Annotated in this window: 15 protein-coding genes and 1 tRNA gene; all 16 read left to right on the top strand. The window is 62.4% G+C overall.

Going from position 1 to position 16,731, the window contains the following annotated elements; genetic code table 11:
- Window positions 1-23 precede the first annotated feature (23 nt).
- The 16 genes from DM08_RS02815 (at window position 24) to DM08_RS02740 (ending at window position 16,399) form a co-directional block, all read left to right on the top strand.
- Entirely contained in the window at window positions 24-893 is an 870-nt protein-coding gene (locus DM08_RS02815; protein ID WP_081908742.1) for an alpha/beta hydrolase, read from the top strand.
- A 27-nt stretch (window positions 894-920) separates the two neighbouring features.
- Window positions 921-1,172, top strand: coding sequence for an acyl carrier protein (locus DM08_RS02810; RefSeq protein ID WP_035383125.1), 252 nt, complete (start codon window positions 921-923; stop codon window positions 1,170-1,172).
- Window positions 1,173-1,175: 3 nt separating this feature from the next.
- Window positions 1,176-2,417, top strand: coding sequence for a beta-ketoacyl-[acyl-carrier-protein] synthase family protein (locus DM08_RS02805; RefSeq protein ID WP_035383124.1), 1,242 nt, complete (start codon window positions 1,176-1,178; stop codon window positions 2,415-2,417).
- Between the two features lie 50 nt (window positions 2,418-2,467).
- On the top strand, window positions 2,468-3,394 hold the full coding sequence (locus tag DM08_RS02800) for a bifunctional riboflavin kinase/FAD synthetase (protein ID WP_035383123.1): 927 nt from the start codon (window positions 2,468-2,470) through the stop codon (window positions 3,392-3,394).
- The gene (gene ileS, locus DM08_RS02795; RefSeq protein ID WP_035383122.1) at window positions 3,387-6,254 is read left to right on the top strand and encodes an isoleucine--tRNA ligase; all 2,868 of its coding nucleotides are present in this window, start codon (window positions 3,387-3,389) and stop codon (window positions 6,252-6,254) included. Before DM08_RS02800 ends, ileS begins: the two co-directional genes overlap by 8 nt.
- 117 nt (window positions 6,255-6,371) lie before the next feature.
- Window positions 6,372-6,854, top strand: coding sequence for a signal peptidase II (lspA, locus tag DM08_RS02790; RefSeq protein WP_237560200.1), 483 nt, complete (start codon window positions 6,372-6,374; stop codon window positions 6,852-6,854).
- Window positions 6,854-7,774: a 4-hydroxy-3-methylbut-2-enyl diphosphate reductase gene (ispH, locus tag DM08_RS02785; RefSeq protein ID WP_035383120.1), complete on the top strand. Its 921-nt coding sequence runs from the start codon at window positions 6,854-6,856 to the stop codon at window positions 7,772-7,774. The genes lspA and ispH overlap by 1 nt, the downstream gene beginning before the upstream one ends.
- A 118-nt stretch (window positions 7,775-7,892) precedes the next feature.
- Window positions 7,893-8,318, top strand: a complete 426-nt coding sequence (locus DM08_RS02780; RefSeq protein WP_035383119.1) for a type IV pilin protein — start codon at window positions 7,893-7,895, stop codon at window positions 8,316-8,318.
- A gap of 8 nt (window positions 8,319-8,326) precedes the next feature.
- Window positions 8,327-8,842, top strand: a complete 516-nt coding sequence (locus DM08_RS02775) for a GspH/FimT family pseudopilin (RefSeq protein WP_035383118.1) — start codon at window positions 8,327-8,329, stop codon at window positions 8,840-8,842.
- Window positions 8,843-8,849: 7 nt separating this feature from the next.
- Entirely contained in the window at window positions 8,850-9,278 is a 429-nt protein-coding gene (locus DM08_RS02770) for a type IV pilus modification PilV family protein (RefSeq protein WP_035383117.1), read from the top strand.
- A gap of 4 nt (window positions 9,279-9,282) precedes the next feature.
- Window positions 9,283-10,041 carry a PilW family protein gene (locus tag DM08_RS02765; RefSeq protein WP_161780253.1) on the top strand — a complete coding sequence of 253 codons (759 nt, stop codon included), beginning with the start codon at window positions 9,283-9,285 and terminating at the stop codon, window positions 10,039-10,041.
- 2 nt (window positions 10,042-10,043) lie between these two features.
- On the top strand, window positions 10,044-10,754 hold the full coding sequence (locus DM08_RS02760) for a pilus assembly PilX family protein (RefSeq protein WP_161780252.1): 711 nt from the start codon (window positions 10,044-10,046) through the stop codon (window positions 10,752-10,754).
- A 13-nt stretch (window positions 10,755-10,767) separates the two neighbouring features.
- A complete protein-coding gene (locus DM08_RS02755) occupies window positions 10,768-14,601 on the top strand; it encodes a pilus assembly protein (protein WP_051937754.1) in 3,834 nt (1,277 codons plus the stop codon).
- A gap of 65 nt (window positions 14,602-14,666) precedes the next feature.
- A complete protein-coding gene (thiO, locus tag DM08_RS02750) occupies window positions 14,667-15,737 on the top strand; it encodes a glycine oxidase ThiO (protein WP_035383114.1) in 1,071 nt (356 codons plus the stop codon).
- 48 nt (window positions 15,738-15,785) lie between these two features.
- Window positions 15,786-15,861: transfer RNA gene (locus DM08_RS02745), tRNA-Thr, on the top strand.
- Between the two features lie 121 nt (window positions 15,862-15,982).
- Window positions 15,983-16,399 (top strand): helix-turn-helix transcriptional regulator, encoded by a 417-nt coding sequence (locus DM08_RS02740; protein WP_152555761.1) that lies wholly within the window; start codon window positions 15,983-15,985, stop codon window positions 16,397-16,399.
- The last annotated feature ends 332 nt before the right edge of the window (window positions 16,400-16,731 follow it).

Here is a 16,731-nt window from a genome sequence, read left to right as displayed (position 1 = left end):
CCTGATGCTTCCCTGCTGCCCGAATGAAACCCCTGGAACTGATCGCTGGCGAACATGCCGTGCTGCTGCTGCACGGCCTGACCAGCACGCCCGTCGAACTGCAGCCCTTGGCCAAACGCTTGCACAAGGCGGGCTATAGCGTGCGTGCGCCCTACTTCACGGGTTACAGCCATGAGCCGGGCTACGATGCGCATTCGGTCACGCCCTGGCGGGAGTGGCAGCGGCAAGTGCTGCAGGAACTGCGCGAGATGAAGCAGCGCTATGCGACGGTCTCGGTTGGCGGCTTGTGCATGGGCGCGGTGCTGGCCTTGAGCGCGGCCAGCGAGGCCGGTGACGAGGTCGATGGCCTGATCCTGCTGGCGACCACGCTGTATTACGATGGCTGGAGCATCCCTTGGTATCGCTTCGTGCTGCCGCTGGGCTATTACACGCCGTTCCGCTACTTTTATGCCTACCGCGAGCGCGAGCCGTTCGGCTTGAAGAACGAGGCGCTGCGCACCTGGGTGGCGCGTGAGATGGCCTCCAAGACCTCGTCCATCGCCGGAGCCGCCAAGCTGACCCTGCCGGCGATCCACGAGGGGGAGTTGCTCATCCGGCACGTCAAGCGCAGCTTGCCCAAGGTGGTGGTGCCGACGTTGCTGATACACGCCAAGGAGGACGATGTCTCCACTTTGCGCAGCGCCGATTTCGTCAGCAAGCACATTGGCTCCAGTCATGTGCGCAAGGTCGTCCTGCTCGACAGTTATCACATGATCACGCTGGACAACGAGCGCGAGCGGGTGGCCGACGAGGCCATCGCCTTCCTCGACGGTGTGCAGCGGCACCGGGCGGCAGAGGGCGCAGGGGCGGCTGTGGTATCATCGCGCCCGCATCACGGGGCTGTCTCGGCCTGAGATGCACTACACACAGGATCAGAATCAATGAGTACATTGCAAACCATACAGCGCATGATCGCGGAACAGTTCGAGCTGAAGCTCGAAGACCTGGTGCCGGATGCCACGCTGGAGTCGCTGGGACTGGACTCCCTCTCGGTCATCGAATTCATGTTCAATATCGAGGACGAGTTCAAGATCAAGCTGTCCAACGAGCTGCTGGAGCACATCAAGACCTTGCAGGATGTGGTCGACATCATCGACAAGCAGGTCGCGGAGCAGCACGGCAAGGCTGCGTGAGCGATGGGCCGCCGTGTCGTCATCAGCGGGTTGGGGGCGCTGACCCCGGTCGGCCAGAATCCCGAGGCCTCTTTCAGGAATCTGTTGGACGGGCGCTCCGGCATCCGTCGGCTGCAACTCCCCTTCATCGACAAGCTCGATGTCCGCATCGGCGCGCAAATCCCCGACTATGATCCGGCGGCCCACTTCTCCAAGATCAAACTCTCCGGCATCGAGCGTTTCAGCCAGTTCGCCCTGATCGCGGCAGCGCAGGCCGTGGCGGATGCCGGGCTGGAGATCGCCGAGCACGAGCAGGCGCGCGCCGGGGTGTTCATGGGGACCGGTCTGGGCGGTGCGGGCACCATGGAAGAAGGCTACGAACAGGTGTTCCTGCGCGACGATCCGCGCATCAAGCCGCTGTCGGTGTTGCTGTCCATGAACAATGCCGCCGCTTCGCATCTCTCGCTTGCCTACAAGCTGCAAGGTGCCAACGTCACTTACTCCACCGCCTGCGCCTCCTCGGCCATCGCCATCGGCGAGGCCTATCGCCAGATCAAGCATGGCTACGCTGACGTGATGCTGGCGGGCGGCTCCGAGGCGCTGCTGACCTTCGGCGCGATGAAAGCCTGGGAAGCCTTGCGCACGCTGGCGACCGAAGATCCCGCTGACCCTGCTGCCTCCTGCAAGCCCTTCGCCAAGGATCGCAACGGTCTGGTGCTGGGCGAGGGCGCGGCGGTGCTGGTGCTGGAAGATGCTGAACGCGCCTTGGCGCGCGGAGCCAGCATCTACGCCGAGATCGTCGGCTACGACTGTTCGTCGGATGCCAGCCATATCACAAAACCTGATTCAGCCGGACAGACCCGCGCCATGCGCAGTGCCTTGCGCGATGCCGGGCTGCAGCCTGCCGACATCGGCTACATCAACGCCCACGGCACCGCCACCCAGGCGGGCGACATCGAGGAGACGCGCGCCATCAAGGCGGTGTTCGGCGAACATGCCGCCCGGCTGCCGGTCAGCTCCACCAAGTCCATGCACGGCCATCTGATGGGGGCGACCGGCGCGGTGGAGTTCATGGTGGCGGTGCTGGCGCTGCACCATCAGGCCATCCCGCCCACCATCAATCTGCATAGCCCCGATCCCGAGTGCGACCTGGATTACGTGGCGAACCAAGGTCGCCGCAACGTGCCGCTGCAGGCGGTGATGTCCAATTCCTTTGCGTTCGGCGGCACCAATGCGGTGCTGATCGCCCGCAAGTTCGTGCCCTAGTGCGCTCCCCCGCCAGTGCGCGGCGGGAGTCTGTATAATCGCCCCCCATCATGCTGATTCTTCGCGGACTTCGCTCTCCGGACCCCCATCCTGTCGCAGTCACCATCGGGAACTTTGACGGTTTTCATCTGGGACACCAACAACTGCTGACGCAATTGCGCGCGGCGGCGCAGGCGTGCGGGGGCGATACGGCGGTGGTCATCTTCGAGCCGCATCCGCGTGAGTTCTTCACGCCCGACAGCGCGCCGACGCGGCTGACCAGCCTGCGCGAGAAGCTGGAGTTGTTCGCCGACTTCGGCGTGGACCGCGTCCATGTGTGCCGCTTCAATCAGCAACTGGCGCAGATGCCGGCGGTGGGATTCATCCACGCGCTGCATGACGAGCTGGGTGCCCGCTATGTGCTGATCGGCGACGATTTTCGCTTCGGCAAGGGCCGTGGCGGCGATTTCGCCATGATGGAAAAAGTCGGCGAGGAGGTCGGCTTCGAAGTGTCCTCCATGCATAGCGTATTGCAGGACGGCATCCGCGTCTCCAGCACCGGCATCCGCATGGCGCTGGCGGAAGGCAATCTGCGCGCGGCGCGCCGTTATCTGGGGCGACCCTACAGCATCAGCGGGCGCGTGGTGCGCGGTGACGGGCTGGGGCGGCAACTCGGCTTCCATACCGCCAATGTGCAGATGAAGCACAACCGTCCGCCGCTGTCCGGCGTGTACGTGGTGCGTGCGCATCTGGAAGGCAGCGCCGGCATCGCCGGTGTGGCCAATCTCGGTGTGCGCCCGACCGCGACGCAGGCGAACAAGGCCGTGCTGGAAGTGCATTTGTTCGATTTCGCCCAGGACATCTACGGCCAGCACCTGCGCGTGGAGTTCATGCACAAGCTGCGCGACGAAAAGAGATTCCCCGATTTGGCTGCCTTGCAGCAACAGATTGCGCACGATGCGGCGCAAGCACGACTTTGGTTCAAGAAAAATGGCTGACAACAAGTACCCGCTCAATCTTCCCGATACGACTTTCCCGATGCGCGGCGACCTCGCCAAGCGCGAGCCGCTGATGCTGGCGCAATGGCAGGCGCAGCAGCGCTACCAGCGCATCCGCCGTACCGCCGCCGGTCGCCCCAAATTCATCCTGCACGACGGCCCGCCCTACGCCAACGGCGACATCCACATCGGCCACGCGGTGAACAAGATCCTCAAGGACATCATCATCAAGTCCAAGACCCTGAGCGGCTACGACGCGCCTTACGTGCCGGGCTGGGATTGCCACGGCTTGCCGATCGAGCTGATGGTCGAGAAGCTGCACGGCAAGAACATCGACCCCGCCCAATTCCGCGAACTGTGCCGCGCCTACGCCGCCGAACAGGTGGAGCGGCAGAAGAAGGATTTCATTCGCCTCGGCGTGCTGGGCGACTGGGACAAACCTTATCTGACGATGGATTTCAATACCGAGGCCGACATCATCCGCGCGCTTGGGAAAATCTTCGAGCAAGGCTATCTGTACCAAGGCAAAAAACCGGTGAACTGGTGCATGGACTGCGGCTCGGCGCTGGCCGAAGCCGAGGTCGAGTACGAAGACAAAGTGTCGCCCGCCATCGACGTGGGCTTCGAGGTGGCGGACAGGCTGGCGCTGGACAAGGCTTTCGGCGTGTCGCTGCCGGGTGAGGCCAAGGTCTACGCCGTGATCTGGACGACCACGCCGTGGACGTTGCCCGCCAATCAGGCGGTGAGCGTGCACCCTGAGCATGACTACCGTTTGATCCACACGACCAAAGGATACCTCGTGCTGGCCGCCGAACTGGCTGATGCCGGGCTGGCGCGCTACGGCTTGAGCGAGGGCGCGGCGACTGCGGGCGTGTGCAAGGGCGCGGCGCTGGAGAACCTGCCGCTGCATCACCCGTTATACAGCCGCATCGTGCCGGTGATTTGTGGCGAGCACGTCACGCTGGAAGCCGGTACTGGCTTGGTGCACACCGCCCCCGCGCACGGCGTGGACGACTACGTGGTCGGCCTCAAATACAACCTGCCGACCGACAACCCGGTGGGCGACGACGGCAAGTTTTTCGCCAGCGTACCCCCGGTCGGCGAACACGCCATCGCGGGTTTGAGCGTCTGGCAGGCCAACCCGCTGGTGCTGCAAACGCTGGAAGCCAGCGGCCATCTGTTGCACAGCGAGAAACTCAAGCACAGCTACCCGCACTGCTGGCGCCACAAGACACCGATCATCTTCCGCGCCACGCCGCAGTGGTTCATCGGCATGGAGCAAGCTTCGCTCCCCTCTCCCGCAAGCGGGAGAGGGGCTGGGGGAGAGGGGACTACACTGCGCGCCCAAGCCAATGCTGCCGTGGATGCCACCGAGTTCTTCCCCGCTTGGGGTCGCGCCCGGTTGGAGGCGATGATCCGCAACCGTCCCGACTGGTGCGTGTCGCGCCAGCGTAACTGGGGCGTGCCGATGACCTTGTTCATCCACAAAGAGACCGGCCTGCCGCACCCGGATACGGCGGCGTTGCTGGAGAAGGTGGCCAAGCAGGTGGAGCAGCGCGGCATCGAGGCGTGGTTCAGTCTGGACTTTGCCGACTTCCCGGAAGTCGATACCGCCGAGTACAAGAAAGTGACCGACACGCTGGACGTGTGGTTCGACTCGGGTGCGACGCACTTTGCCGTGTTGCGCCAGCGCTCAGAGTTGAAGCATCTGCCGGAGCAATCTTCGCAGCACCCCGCCGACCTGTATCTGGAAGGCTCCGACCAGCATCGCGGCTGGTTCCAGTCCAGCTTGCTCACCGGCTGCGCCATCGACGGTCGCGCGCCTTACAACGCGTTGCTGACCCACGGTTTCGTGGTCGACGGCAAGGGCATGAAGATGTCCAAGTCCAAGGGCAATGTCATCGCACCGCAGAAGGTGATGGACCAGTACGGCGCGGACATCCTGCGCCTGTGGGTGGCGGCGACGGATTACTCCGGCGAGCTGTCCATTTCCGACGAAATCTTGAAGCGCGTGGTCGAGAGCTACCGCCGCATCCGCAACACCCTGCGCTTTTTGCTGGCCAACACTTCCGACTTCGACCCGGCGCAGCACGCGTTGCCGGTGGAGCAATGGCTGGAGATCGACCGCTACGCGCTGGCGTTGACGCAAAAGTTGCAGGGCGAGGTGCGCGCCGACTACGACCGCTACGAGTTCCATCTGGTGGTGCAGAAGCTGACTTCGTTCTGCTCCGAAGACCTGGGCGGCTTCTACCTCGACATTCTGAAAGACCGGCTCTACACCGCAGGCGAAAACTCCCCCGCCCGCCGTTCGGCGCAGAATGCGCTGTTCCACATTACCCATGCTTTGATCCGGCTGATGTCGCCGATCTTGAGCTTCACTGGCGAAGAAGGCTGGAGTGCGCTAACCGGTAAGACCGAAGAAGGGGTGTTTGAGCAGACTTGGTATGATGAATTTCCCACCTATGACTTTGATGCCAACGCACTAACAGAGGAGTGGCGATTAATTCGTAGCGATAGAGATTTTGTGAACAAACAAGTGGAAGAGTTGCGCTCACAAGGAAAGCTCGGCTCATCCCTTCAGGCTGAGTTGATTGTTCGCCGACGCGGGCAACCCGATTACGAGCGCCTGGAAAGACTTGGTGAAGGCCTGAAGTATATTTTCATTGTCTCGAAAGTAACTCTGGAGCGTGCCAGTAACACATTGGCGGAAGGGATTGTTGTCACTACCAGCGCCCACGCCAAGTGCGACCGCTGCTGGCATTACCGCGAGGATGTGGGTGTTCATGCCGAGCACCCGACGCTGTGTGGGCGTTGCGTGTCTAATCTGTACGGCGAGGGCGAGGCGCGGACGTATGCTTGAGCACCGTAGCCACCCTCTCCCACCGGGAGAGGGGCTGGGGGTGAGGGAGTTGCCATTCAACGGAGCGCCCCTCACCCTACCCCTCTCCCGGCGGGAGAGGGAATCGGGGGGTTTGTTGTGACTCGCCCCATATCATTGAGCAAGTGGCTCTCACTCGCCGCCTTGGTCATACTCCTCGACCAGTGGAGCAAGTCCGCCGTCGTCAGTCATTTCATCTACGGCGAGCTGATGCGGGTCACCGGCTTTTTCAATCTGGTGCTGGCGCACAACGAAGGCGCGGCATTCAGCATGCTGGCGGGGGCGGGGGGCTGGCAGCGTTGGTTCTTCACCGCCATCGCCATTGGCGCGTCGGTGTGGATCATCACCATGTTGCGCAAACATGCGGCACAGACGCTGTTCTGCTTTGCCCTGACCATGATCCTGGGCGGCGCGCTGGGCAATCTGATCGACCGCATCGCCTACGGTTACGTGGTGGATTTCCTCAACTTCCATTGGGGCGAGCATCACTTTCCCGCTTTCAATCTGGCCGATTCGGCTATCACGCTGGGCGCGGGGCTGTTGCTGTGGGACAGCTTCACCCAACCCAAGGAGAAGAACTGATGGACATCTTGCTCGCCAATCCGCGCGGTTTCTGCGCCGGGGTAGACCGCGCTATCGCCATCGTCGAACGGGCGCTGGAGTTGCACGGCGCGCCCATCTACGTGCGCCATGAAGTGGTGCACAACAAGTTCGTGGTGGACGGCCTCAAGGCCAAGGGCGCGATCTTTATCGAAGAGCTGGCCGATGTGCCGTCCGGCAGCATCCTGATTTTCAGCGCCCACGGCGTGTCGCAGGCGGTGCGTCAGGAAGCGGAAACGCGCGGACTGACGGTGTTCGACGCGACCTGTCCGCTGGTGACCAAGGTGCATCTGGAGGTGGTGCGCAAGCACGCGCTCAGCAAGGAGATCATCATGATCGGCCACGCCGGGCACCCCGAGGTGGAAGGCACCATGGGGCAGATCGAGGGCGGCGTGTATCTGGTGGAGTCGCCGGAAGATGTGTCCGCGCTGCAAGTGAAGGACGAGGACAATCTGGCCTTCGTTACCCAGACCACGCTGTCGGTGGACGATGCCAGCCGCATCATCGACGCGCTCAAGGCGCGCTTCCCCAACATCGTCGGGCCGAAAAAGGACGACATCTGCTATGCCACGCAGAACCGGCAGGATGCGGTCAAGCTGCTGGCGCAGCAGTGTGACGTGGTGATCGTGGTCGGTTCGCCGAACAGCTCGAACTCCAACCGTTTGCGCGAAGTGGCGAAGAACCTTGGCACCCCGGCCTATCTGGTGGACAACGCCGCCGAGTTGCAGCCGCAATGGCTGGAAGGCAAGCGCCATGTCGGGGTCAGTGCCGGTGCGTCCGCGCCCGAGGTGCTGGTACAGGAAGTGGTCGCCAGCATCCGGCAGTTGGGAGCCACTTCGGTGCGCGATCTCGACGGCATCATCGAGAACGTGGTGTTCCCTCTGCCCAAGTCGCTGGCCTGAGGCGATCGACCGCTTGTCGGTCGATCTTCGACGTTGGTCGCCATGCCGGGATGCCGCCCTTCAGGAGCGGATCTTCTTGCCGATGTACCCTTGCGTTAATAAATACAGGGAGGCGGGAATGAAACGGCAATCGGGATTTACCTTGGTAGAGATCATGGTGGCGGTGGTGATCGTGGCGATACTCGCCTCGGTCGCAGTGCCTGCCTACAGCAACTACGTCCGGCGTGGCAAGATTTCCGAAGCCACCTCCAACCTTGCCAGTCTGCGCGTGGCGATGGAACAGTACTATCAAGATAACCGCACCTATCTTAACGGCGGCGCTTGCGGAGTGCCCATGCCTGCGGCCCCGGCGGTGCAACACTTTACCTTTGCCTGCGCGGGCACGGCGACTACCTACACGCTCACGGCGACCGGCATCGGCGGCATGGCAGGATTTAGCTACACCCTGAATGAGGCCAACGCCAAGACCAGTGCCGTGGCCGGTGTGGCGGGCTGGGCCGGAAACAACGCCTGCTGGGTGACCAAGCAAGGCGGAGCCTGCTAGGAGCGGTGATGATTCATGTCCAGCGACAAGTCGGTTTGACCCTGATCGAGCTGATGGTGGCGGTGCTCATCGTCAGCCTCCTGATGGCGATTGGGGCCAACAGCTATTCGCGCTGGACGCAGAACCAGCAGGTCAGGGTGGCGGCGGAGTCGATCCTGAACGGGATGCAGCTGGCGCGCGGCGAGGCGGTCAAGCGCAACGGCAACGTGCGTTTCGTGCTGGGGGCGCAGTCTTCCTGGGTCATCGTCGAAGCGGCGGGCGGCACCACCTTGCAGGCGCGGGTAGCGGCAGAGGGGTCGAACAACGCGACGGTGGCAGTATTGCCGGGCGGAGCCACTACGCTCACCTTCAGCTCGCTCGGGCGGGTCACCACCAATGCCGACGGCAGCGCCGCGCTGACCCAGATCGACGTGGACAACGCCAGAGGCGACCGGCCTTTGCGCATCACCATCAGCGCGGGCGGGAACGCCCGCATGTGCGACCCTTCGCCCAAGCTGGCGGCGGGCGATCCGAGAGCATGTTGAGGCGGATATGAACGGGCGCACGCATCAATCCGGCTCGGTGTTGCTGGAGGCACTCATCGCCATCCTGATCTTTTCCATCGGCATCCTGGCCTTGGTGGGGATGCAGGCTACCGCGATCAACAATGTGGCCGATGCCAAATACCGCGCCGATGCCAGCTTCTTGGCAGATCAGATCATCGGCGTGATGTGGGCGAGCCGGGTCGCGTCCGGCGTGAACTTCGTCCCCGATGCCACCTTTGCTTGCAACCCCTGCACCCAAGCCAACGGCAACGCGGCGACACGCGCCTGGGCGGGTGCGAACGGTGTGGCGGGCGCGCTTCCGGCGGGCACCGGCACGGTGGCGGTGAACGGCACGCAGGTGACGGTCACCGTGACCTGGCAGCCGCCGCAGGCCACGGTGCCCCATCGTCATGCCGCAGTCTCCTACATCAACTGATGCCATGAGAGCCATTCCGCGCCGACAGTCCGGATTCAGCTTGGTCGATGTGATGGTCGGCATGGTGCTGGGCCTGATCGGCACCATCGTGATCTTTCAGGTGTTCGAGTCGTCCGAGCGCATCAAACGCACCAGCACCAGCGGCAACGATGCCCAGCAGAACGGGGCGGTCGCCATGTTCGCGCTGGAGCGCGCGCTGAAAGAGGCCGGTTACGGCATGAACGGCACTGATGCGAACCCCGTGCCGGTGCAGATCACCTTCGGCAATGCCGCTGCCGTGCCGGATACGCTGACGGTCAGCTACAGGCGCAACTGGGATTACGGCCCCTTTGTGCCCTCTGCGGCGGGTGTCCTGCCGGTTCCGCCCGCGCTGACCGTGGAGACCTATTCGCTCAACAATCAGGCGCAGCTCGTCTCCAATCTGAATGGCGTGCTGGCGGATGGCATCGTGCAGCTCAAAGCTGAATATGGCGTGGACACCACCGCCATTCCCGACGGCATCATGGATGCCTGGCAGACCGCACTGCCGATCAATCCGCTCACCGTGCTGGCCGTGCGTCTGGTGCTGGTCGCGCGCAGCGCCCAACCGGAAAAGCCGGCGGCAGGGGCAGCCTGTGCTACGACAACGGTCGCGCCTTTGTGGAGCGCGGGCTCGGTGATCCTGACCGGCAATCTGGGACTGGCGGGCGGCGATAGCTGGAACTGCTATCGCTACAAGACCTTCCAGGTCACCGTGCCCTTGCGCAACGTGCTCTGGAGATAATGATGCGCCCCAGTCGATCACACGCCAGAAGGATGCCCAGTCTGCCGCAGCGGCAGCAAGGGCTGGTGTTGCTGATCGCCCTGATCGTGCTGGTGGCGATGACGCTGGCAGGTATAGCCATGATGCGCTCGGTGGATACCGGTACGCTGATCTCCGGCAACCTCGCTTTCAAGCAGGCTGCCACGCAAGCCAGCGACCGTGCCACGAACGATGGTTTCAATGCGCTGATGGCGGTCACCGGCAACAACACCGACAAGCAGATACTGCGTCTGGTCAACGGCTCGGCCTGCCCGGCGGGCGCGACGGCGGCGCTGTGTCCGGGCGGCGTCACCAACATCCCCGGCTATGCGCCCAGCACCCTGAACGCCTGTGAAGTGACCAATAACTGTGCCACGGTGGCCCAGCAGCAGTGGTGGAACGTGGCGGCGAACTGGGCGGGCGCGCCCTCGGTGAACGTCACCGATGCCAACGGTGGTACGGTGGCGACCGTGTCCTACCTCATCCATCGCATGTGCACCGCAGCGGGGCCGACGGCGGGCAACACCTGCCAGACCTCGGCGACGGGCGGCGGTGGCGGCACGGGATGCAGCAAGGCGGTGGGTGGTTCGGCCTGCTTCGCCAGCAGTGCCGTGTTCTACCGCATCACGGCGCGTTCGCAGGGGCCGCGCAACACCACCAGCTATACCCAGACCATGGTGCTGATCGGTGATTAGTCAGGAGATGGAAATGAGACATTTGAGCGATTCGGCAAGACAGCGGCGTAGCGGCGCGCAGGCCGTCAGCGCGGACTTGGCCAGGCGCGCGGTTGCGTCGTCGATCTGGCTGGCGGCGATCACGCTGTGCCTGATGCAGTTCCTCGGTCAGGCGATGGCTGCGGTGACCGACCTGTCCACCGTACCGCTGGCCACCGCCACGCCGTCCGTGGTCAAGCCCAATCTGATGTTCGTGCTGGACGATTCGGGCTCCATGGCGTGGGATTATCTGCCGGACAACGTGAACGATAACAACACCTGCAAGCCACTAGCAGCATGTACCAACGGGATGCCGCCGTTCTACGCGGGACAGTTCAACGGGGTGTACTACAACCCGCAGATCACCTATTCCCCGCCGGTGAACGCCGACGGCACCAGCAAGGCGGCGCAGGGCACACCGTGGACGGCGGTGAAAGTGGATGGCTTCGGGGTGTCCAGCACCGCCACCACCAACCTCATCACCAGTTTCCCGGAGATCGTCTATTGCAATACAACGAGCCCGACCACTGCCGACCTCAGCAATCCAGCGAAATGCCGACGTAATGGCATCGACAACGGCAACCCGTTCAACTATCAGATCACGGCAGGCACGGCTGCTACCGGCTATCCCGATACCGCGTTCAAGAACCAGAATACCAAGAACGGCACGCCCTTCTATTTCGTCATCAGCCCGGTCGAGCATTGCAGCGATTACGCGCTGAACAACTGCGTCGCAGCCACGGTGGCTACCGTTGCCAACCCTTATCCCGCGCCGGTGCGCTTCTGTAACAGCACGGCGAATGCGACGGCTGCCGTGCCGGTGAGTGGCGGCAACAAATGTCAGGCGCGCTTCGACTCAGCCAATGGCTACATCTATCCGCGCTACGGCTCGTTCAAGCGTACTGACATCGTTTCCACGACCACCAGCTACGGGCCGTTCACCTATCGAGCCGATTGTGCTGCCCGCACCACCTGTACCTACGCCGAGGAGATGACCAATTTCGCCAACTGGTATGCCTATTACTCCGATCGCATGAACATGATGAAATCGTCCGCCGGACGCGCCTTCCTGCCGCTGGACAACCGTTACCGCATCGGTTTCATCACCATCAATCCGGGCGCGCCGGTTGCTTCGAGTAACTATCTGGCCATCAACACCTTCGATGCCACCCAGAAGACGGCTTGGTACAACATGTTCTATGCGCAAGTGCCGGGCTCCAGTACGCCGCTGCGCACTGCGCTGTCGCGCGTGGGGCGGCATTTCGCGGGCAAACAAGACGGTATCAACAGTGGCATGACCGGCGATCCTATCCAGTATTCCTGCCAGCAGAACTTCACCATTCTGACCACCGACGGCTACTGGAACGACTCCACCACGCCGGTGCAGATCAACGGTACCACGGCCATCGGCGATCAGGACAATGTGAACCAGACCGTGGCACCGATCTACTCCAGCCGGGCGACCGGCACCTATGACGGCGGCGTGGGCGGCGGCAACACCCTGGCCGATGTAGCGATGTATTACTACAAGACCGATCTGCGTAGCGCTGCACTGGGTAACGCCACGGGTGCGCTGGGTTCGGATGTCAGCGCCAACAACGTGCTGGCCACCACCCTCGATTTCGCCACGCACCAGCATATGACCACCTTTACCCTCGGCCTGGCCAGCGGCCTGATGACTTATCAGGCGGGCTACGAGACGGCGGCGACCGGCGATTTCGCCAATATCAAGGCGGGCACCAACAATGGCTGCGACTGGGTGACCGGCGTGTGCAACTGGCCGGTGCCCGTCGCCAATGCTCCTTCTACGCTGGATGACTTGTGGCACGCGGCGGTGAATGGGCGCGGGAGTTTCTACAGTGCACGCGACCCGCAGTCGCTGTCGGATGGCTTGGCAGGAGCCTTGGCCGGTGTTTCGGTGCGCGCCGGTGGTGGCGCGGCAGCGGCGACCAGCACGCCCAACATCACCCAGACTGACAACCGCGTGTATGGCTCCAGCTACCGCAGCGGCAAGTGGGATGGCGATGTGACCTCGGAGCAGATTGACCCGGCCACCGGCGCGTTCATCCCTGGCACCGCCTGGTCGGCGCAAGCCTTGCTGGATGCCCGCGTGCAAGCGGCCGCCGATACCCGCACGATCTACACTTTCAGCAGCGGCGGTGCGAGCCATCTCAAGAGTTTCGACTGGGCCAGCCTGTCGGTGGCCGAGCAGGCGTATTTTTCCAACAAGTGCAGCCTGTGGTCGCAATGCACCGTAACCAGCCTGACCGCACCCGAGATCGTCCTCGGCAACAATGGCCAGAGTCTGGTCGAGTATCTGCGCGGCCAATACCAGTATGACCAGCGTGCCACCAATGCCAGCCAGGTGTTCCGCACCCGCGACCATGTGCTGGGCGATGCGATCAACGCCAAGCCAGTGTTCGTGAAAGTGCCGCAGAGCAGCTTCGCCGATGCGGTCACCCCGACCTATGACTCGTTCAAAACGGCGAACGCCACCCGCCAGGGCATGGTGTATGTCGCCGCCAACGACGGCATGTTGCATGCGTTCAACACCGATACCGGCGCGGAGAGTTGGGCCTATGTGCCCAAGATGGTGATGCCCAATCTATACAAGCTGGCGGAAGTGAACTACGCCAGCAACCACCAGTATTTCGTCGATGGTTCGCCGGAAGTGATGGACATCTTCGATACGACGGCTTCGGCCTGGAAGACCATCCTGGTCGGCGGTCTGGGCGGTGGCGGGCGCGGCTACTATGCGCTGGACATCACCAATCCCGCTGCTCCACAAGCCTTGTGGGAGATCTGCTCCGACAGCACCTTGTGCGGCATCGCCGACACCGACATGGGTTACAGCTACGGCAATCCGGTCATCACCAAGCGCGCCTCGGACGGGCGCTGGGTGGTCATCCTCAGTTCGGGTTACAACAACGTCACTCCCGGCACCGGGCACGGCATCCTGTATGTGCTGGATGCGCTGACCGGCACGGTGCTGAACAAGGTCGATACTGGCACCGGCAATACCACTACGCCCAGCGGGCTGGCGAAGTTCAGTGTGTGGGCTGACGATGCGAGCCGCGACAACACCGGCAAGTGGGTGTATGGCGGCGACCTGAACGGCGATGTGTGGCGGTTCGACCTGACCACGGCCACGCCCACCGTGGTGCAGATCGCCGCGCTGCGTGATGGTCTGGGTGTGGGGCAGCCGGTGACGGTGCGCCCCGACCTCGGCCTGGTGAACAGCAACCCGGTGGTGTTCGTCGGCACCGGGCGCTTCCTCGGCACAAGCGACCTGACCAATACGCAACAACAGTCGCTGTACGCGTTCCGCGATACCGCCGCCAACCTGGGCAATCTGCGCGGTCGTGCCGACATGGTGGTGCAGACGCTGACCCAGACCAGCGTCACCACCCGCACCGGCAGCAACAACGCAGTGGACTGGGCGGTCAAGAAGGGCTGGTATGTGGATTTCAACCCCGGCAACGCCTCGCCCGGCGAACGGGTGAACATCGACCCTATTCTGGTGAACGGCACTTTGCTGGTGTTCACCAACATCCCGACCTCCAGCGCCTGCACGGTGGGCGGCGAGAGCTGGTTGTACCAGTTCAACTACGCCAGCGGTGCCTGGCCCGCGCCGGTGACCAACCAGCAGGTCGGCGGGAAGATCAGCTCCTCGCTGACGGCCGGGGCGACTGTGGTGATGCTGCCTGACGGTACCATCAAAGCCATTGTGACCGATGCTTCGGGCAACAAATCGCCCGTCAACGTCAATGCCAGCGGCGGCGGCTCCGTCACCGGGCGACGTGTTTCCTGGCGCGAACTCACCCCGTAGCCTTTATACTTCGGGCTGGACAAACGAACGGCGGGCGAGTCCCGCCGTTTTGTTGGGTAACGGGAATGGGAAAGATGGATTTCGTCATCATCGGTGCCGGGGTGAATGGCCTCGCCGCTGCACAGCAATTGTTACTACGGGGAGCTAGCGTCACCGTGCTGGAGCGCGGCGATGTCGGGCAGGAAGCGTCCTGGGCGGGAGGCGGCATCCTGTCACCGCTGTGCCCGTGGGACTATCCCGACGAAGTGACCAGCCTCGCTTTTCGCGGCATGGCGCAATTCGGCGAACTCACCGACGCTCTTTACGCCGCAACCGGCATCGACCCCGAATACGAAGTCAAAGGCATGTTGATTCTGCCGCCGGTCGATGTCTCCGAAGCGGTGCAGTGGTGCTCGTATCGAGGGGTGAACATCCGCAGAGTCATGACCAGAGATGAGCTTCCCGGCTGGCGCGGTGAGTGCCTGCTGATGCCCGAAGTAGCGCAGGTGCGTAATCCCCGGTTCCTGCGTGCGATGCGCCAGCGCGTGGTGCAACTGGGCGGCAAGATCGTCGAGCAATGCGAGGTGCGCGAATTCGTCACGCAGGGCGAGCAGGTACAGTCGCTCACCACCTCGGTGGGCGAGTTCCGCGCCGACAGCTATGTGCTGACCGCTGGAGCCTGGAGCCAGCCGCTGCTAGGGCGCTACGCGCTGGCGGCGGAACTCAAGCCGATACGCGGCCAGATGCTGCTCTACAAATTCGATGCGCCGCCGCTGCACCACATTGTCCTGCAAGATGGCCTGTACCTGATCTCGCGCCGCGACGGCCATCTGTTGGTGGGGAGCACGCTGGAAGATGTCGGCTTCGACAAAAGCACCACCGAACAAGCGCGGGCAAGTCTGCTGCACCGCGCCCAAAGCCTGCTTCCCGCGCTGGCCGATAGGCTGCTGATTCAGCACTGGGCCGGACTCCGCCCCGGCTCGCCCGGCAACGTGCCGGTCATCGGACGACATCCTGAGTTGGCGAACCTCTGGCTCAACACTGGCCATTTCCGCTACGGCGTGACCATGTCGCCCGCCAGCACCGAGATACTCATCAACGAGATCATCGGTGCCGAGCAGCCCATCGACATTACCCCCTACCGCCCCAGTCGCTAACCACACTTTGCCCGCACGCGCCTAAACGCCTATAATCCGCGCCCGTGCGCTGATGTAGCTCAGTCGGTAGAGCAACTGATTCGTAATCAGTAGGTCGGGTGTTCGATTCACCTCATCAGCACCAAACATTTATAATTAAAACATATAGATAGGACATACCGAGAGCTCCTGAGATTTACCGACTTTTCCTATTAAATCTGGTTAAAAAGTTGAATTCTCGGGGGGTGTTGGTTAAGAAAATGGTTATGAGTTCGACCCTAGAACAAATCGAAGCACTCTTTCCGAGCCCCCCTCTGACACTCACGATTGAGCAAATTGCAGAGGTTATTGGTGTCGCTCGGCAAACAATCTACAACCAACTTTCTCTCGGTAAGTGCTCTTTACCTCTCAACGGAAGAGGGGGGAGGCGCACTGCACTGAAAAGCCATATTGCAGCTTGGCTGGATGGCACGCTGCCTGATGCAAAGCCGCCGAAGAGAGGGCGTCCGAAAAACTCTGAACGCCTTCGTTTCTGCAGGCTGTTGGTCAAGGAGATTGATCAGCTTTGGCAGAGGGAGCTGAGACTAGAAGAGGCGAGACAAAAGGAGCAATACGATCAACTAAAGGAGGTGCTCCATGGGCAAATCCCGTCGCTTCCTGAATACACAAAACCCACCCTCTAATTCACCGAAATTCGATTGCATGCCGCCCCAGCGGCACCCTGCCCCAAGTGGCACAGGCAACCCTTGACCCTGTGCCCTGCCGAAACCCGCATCCCGTCTACACTGTACGAGTGGCACGACTGGCACAGGCACTTTTGCCAGTAGCCCAGTCCTTACATCCATACCCCTATCAATTTCCCATCACCTGTTTTACTACCTTTGCCACCTGTGCCAGTCGTGCCAACGGCATACGCCCCGATTCCATGGGCTTTACTGCCCTATCTCAATGGCACATGGTCATCTCTCTACCCCGTGCCACCCGTGCCAAACCTGATCGTTTTGAAAAGATGATT

The organism is Ferriphaselus sp. R-1 (genome assembly GCF_000746095.1).
In the GTDB taxonomy this organism is placed as follows: Bacteria; Pseudomonadota; Gammaproteobacteria; order Burkholderiales; family Gallionellaceae; genus Ferriphaselus.
The sequence above is the reverse complement of the archived record's forward strand: the minus strand, read 5'-3'. Positions and strand labels throughout refer to the sequence as shown.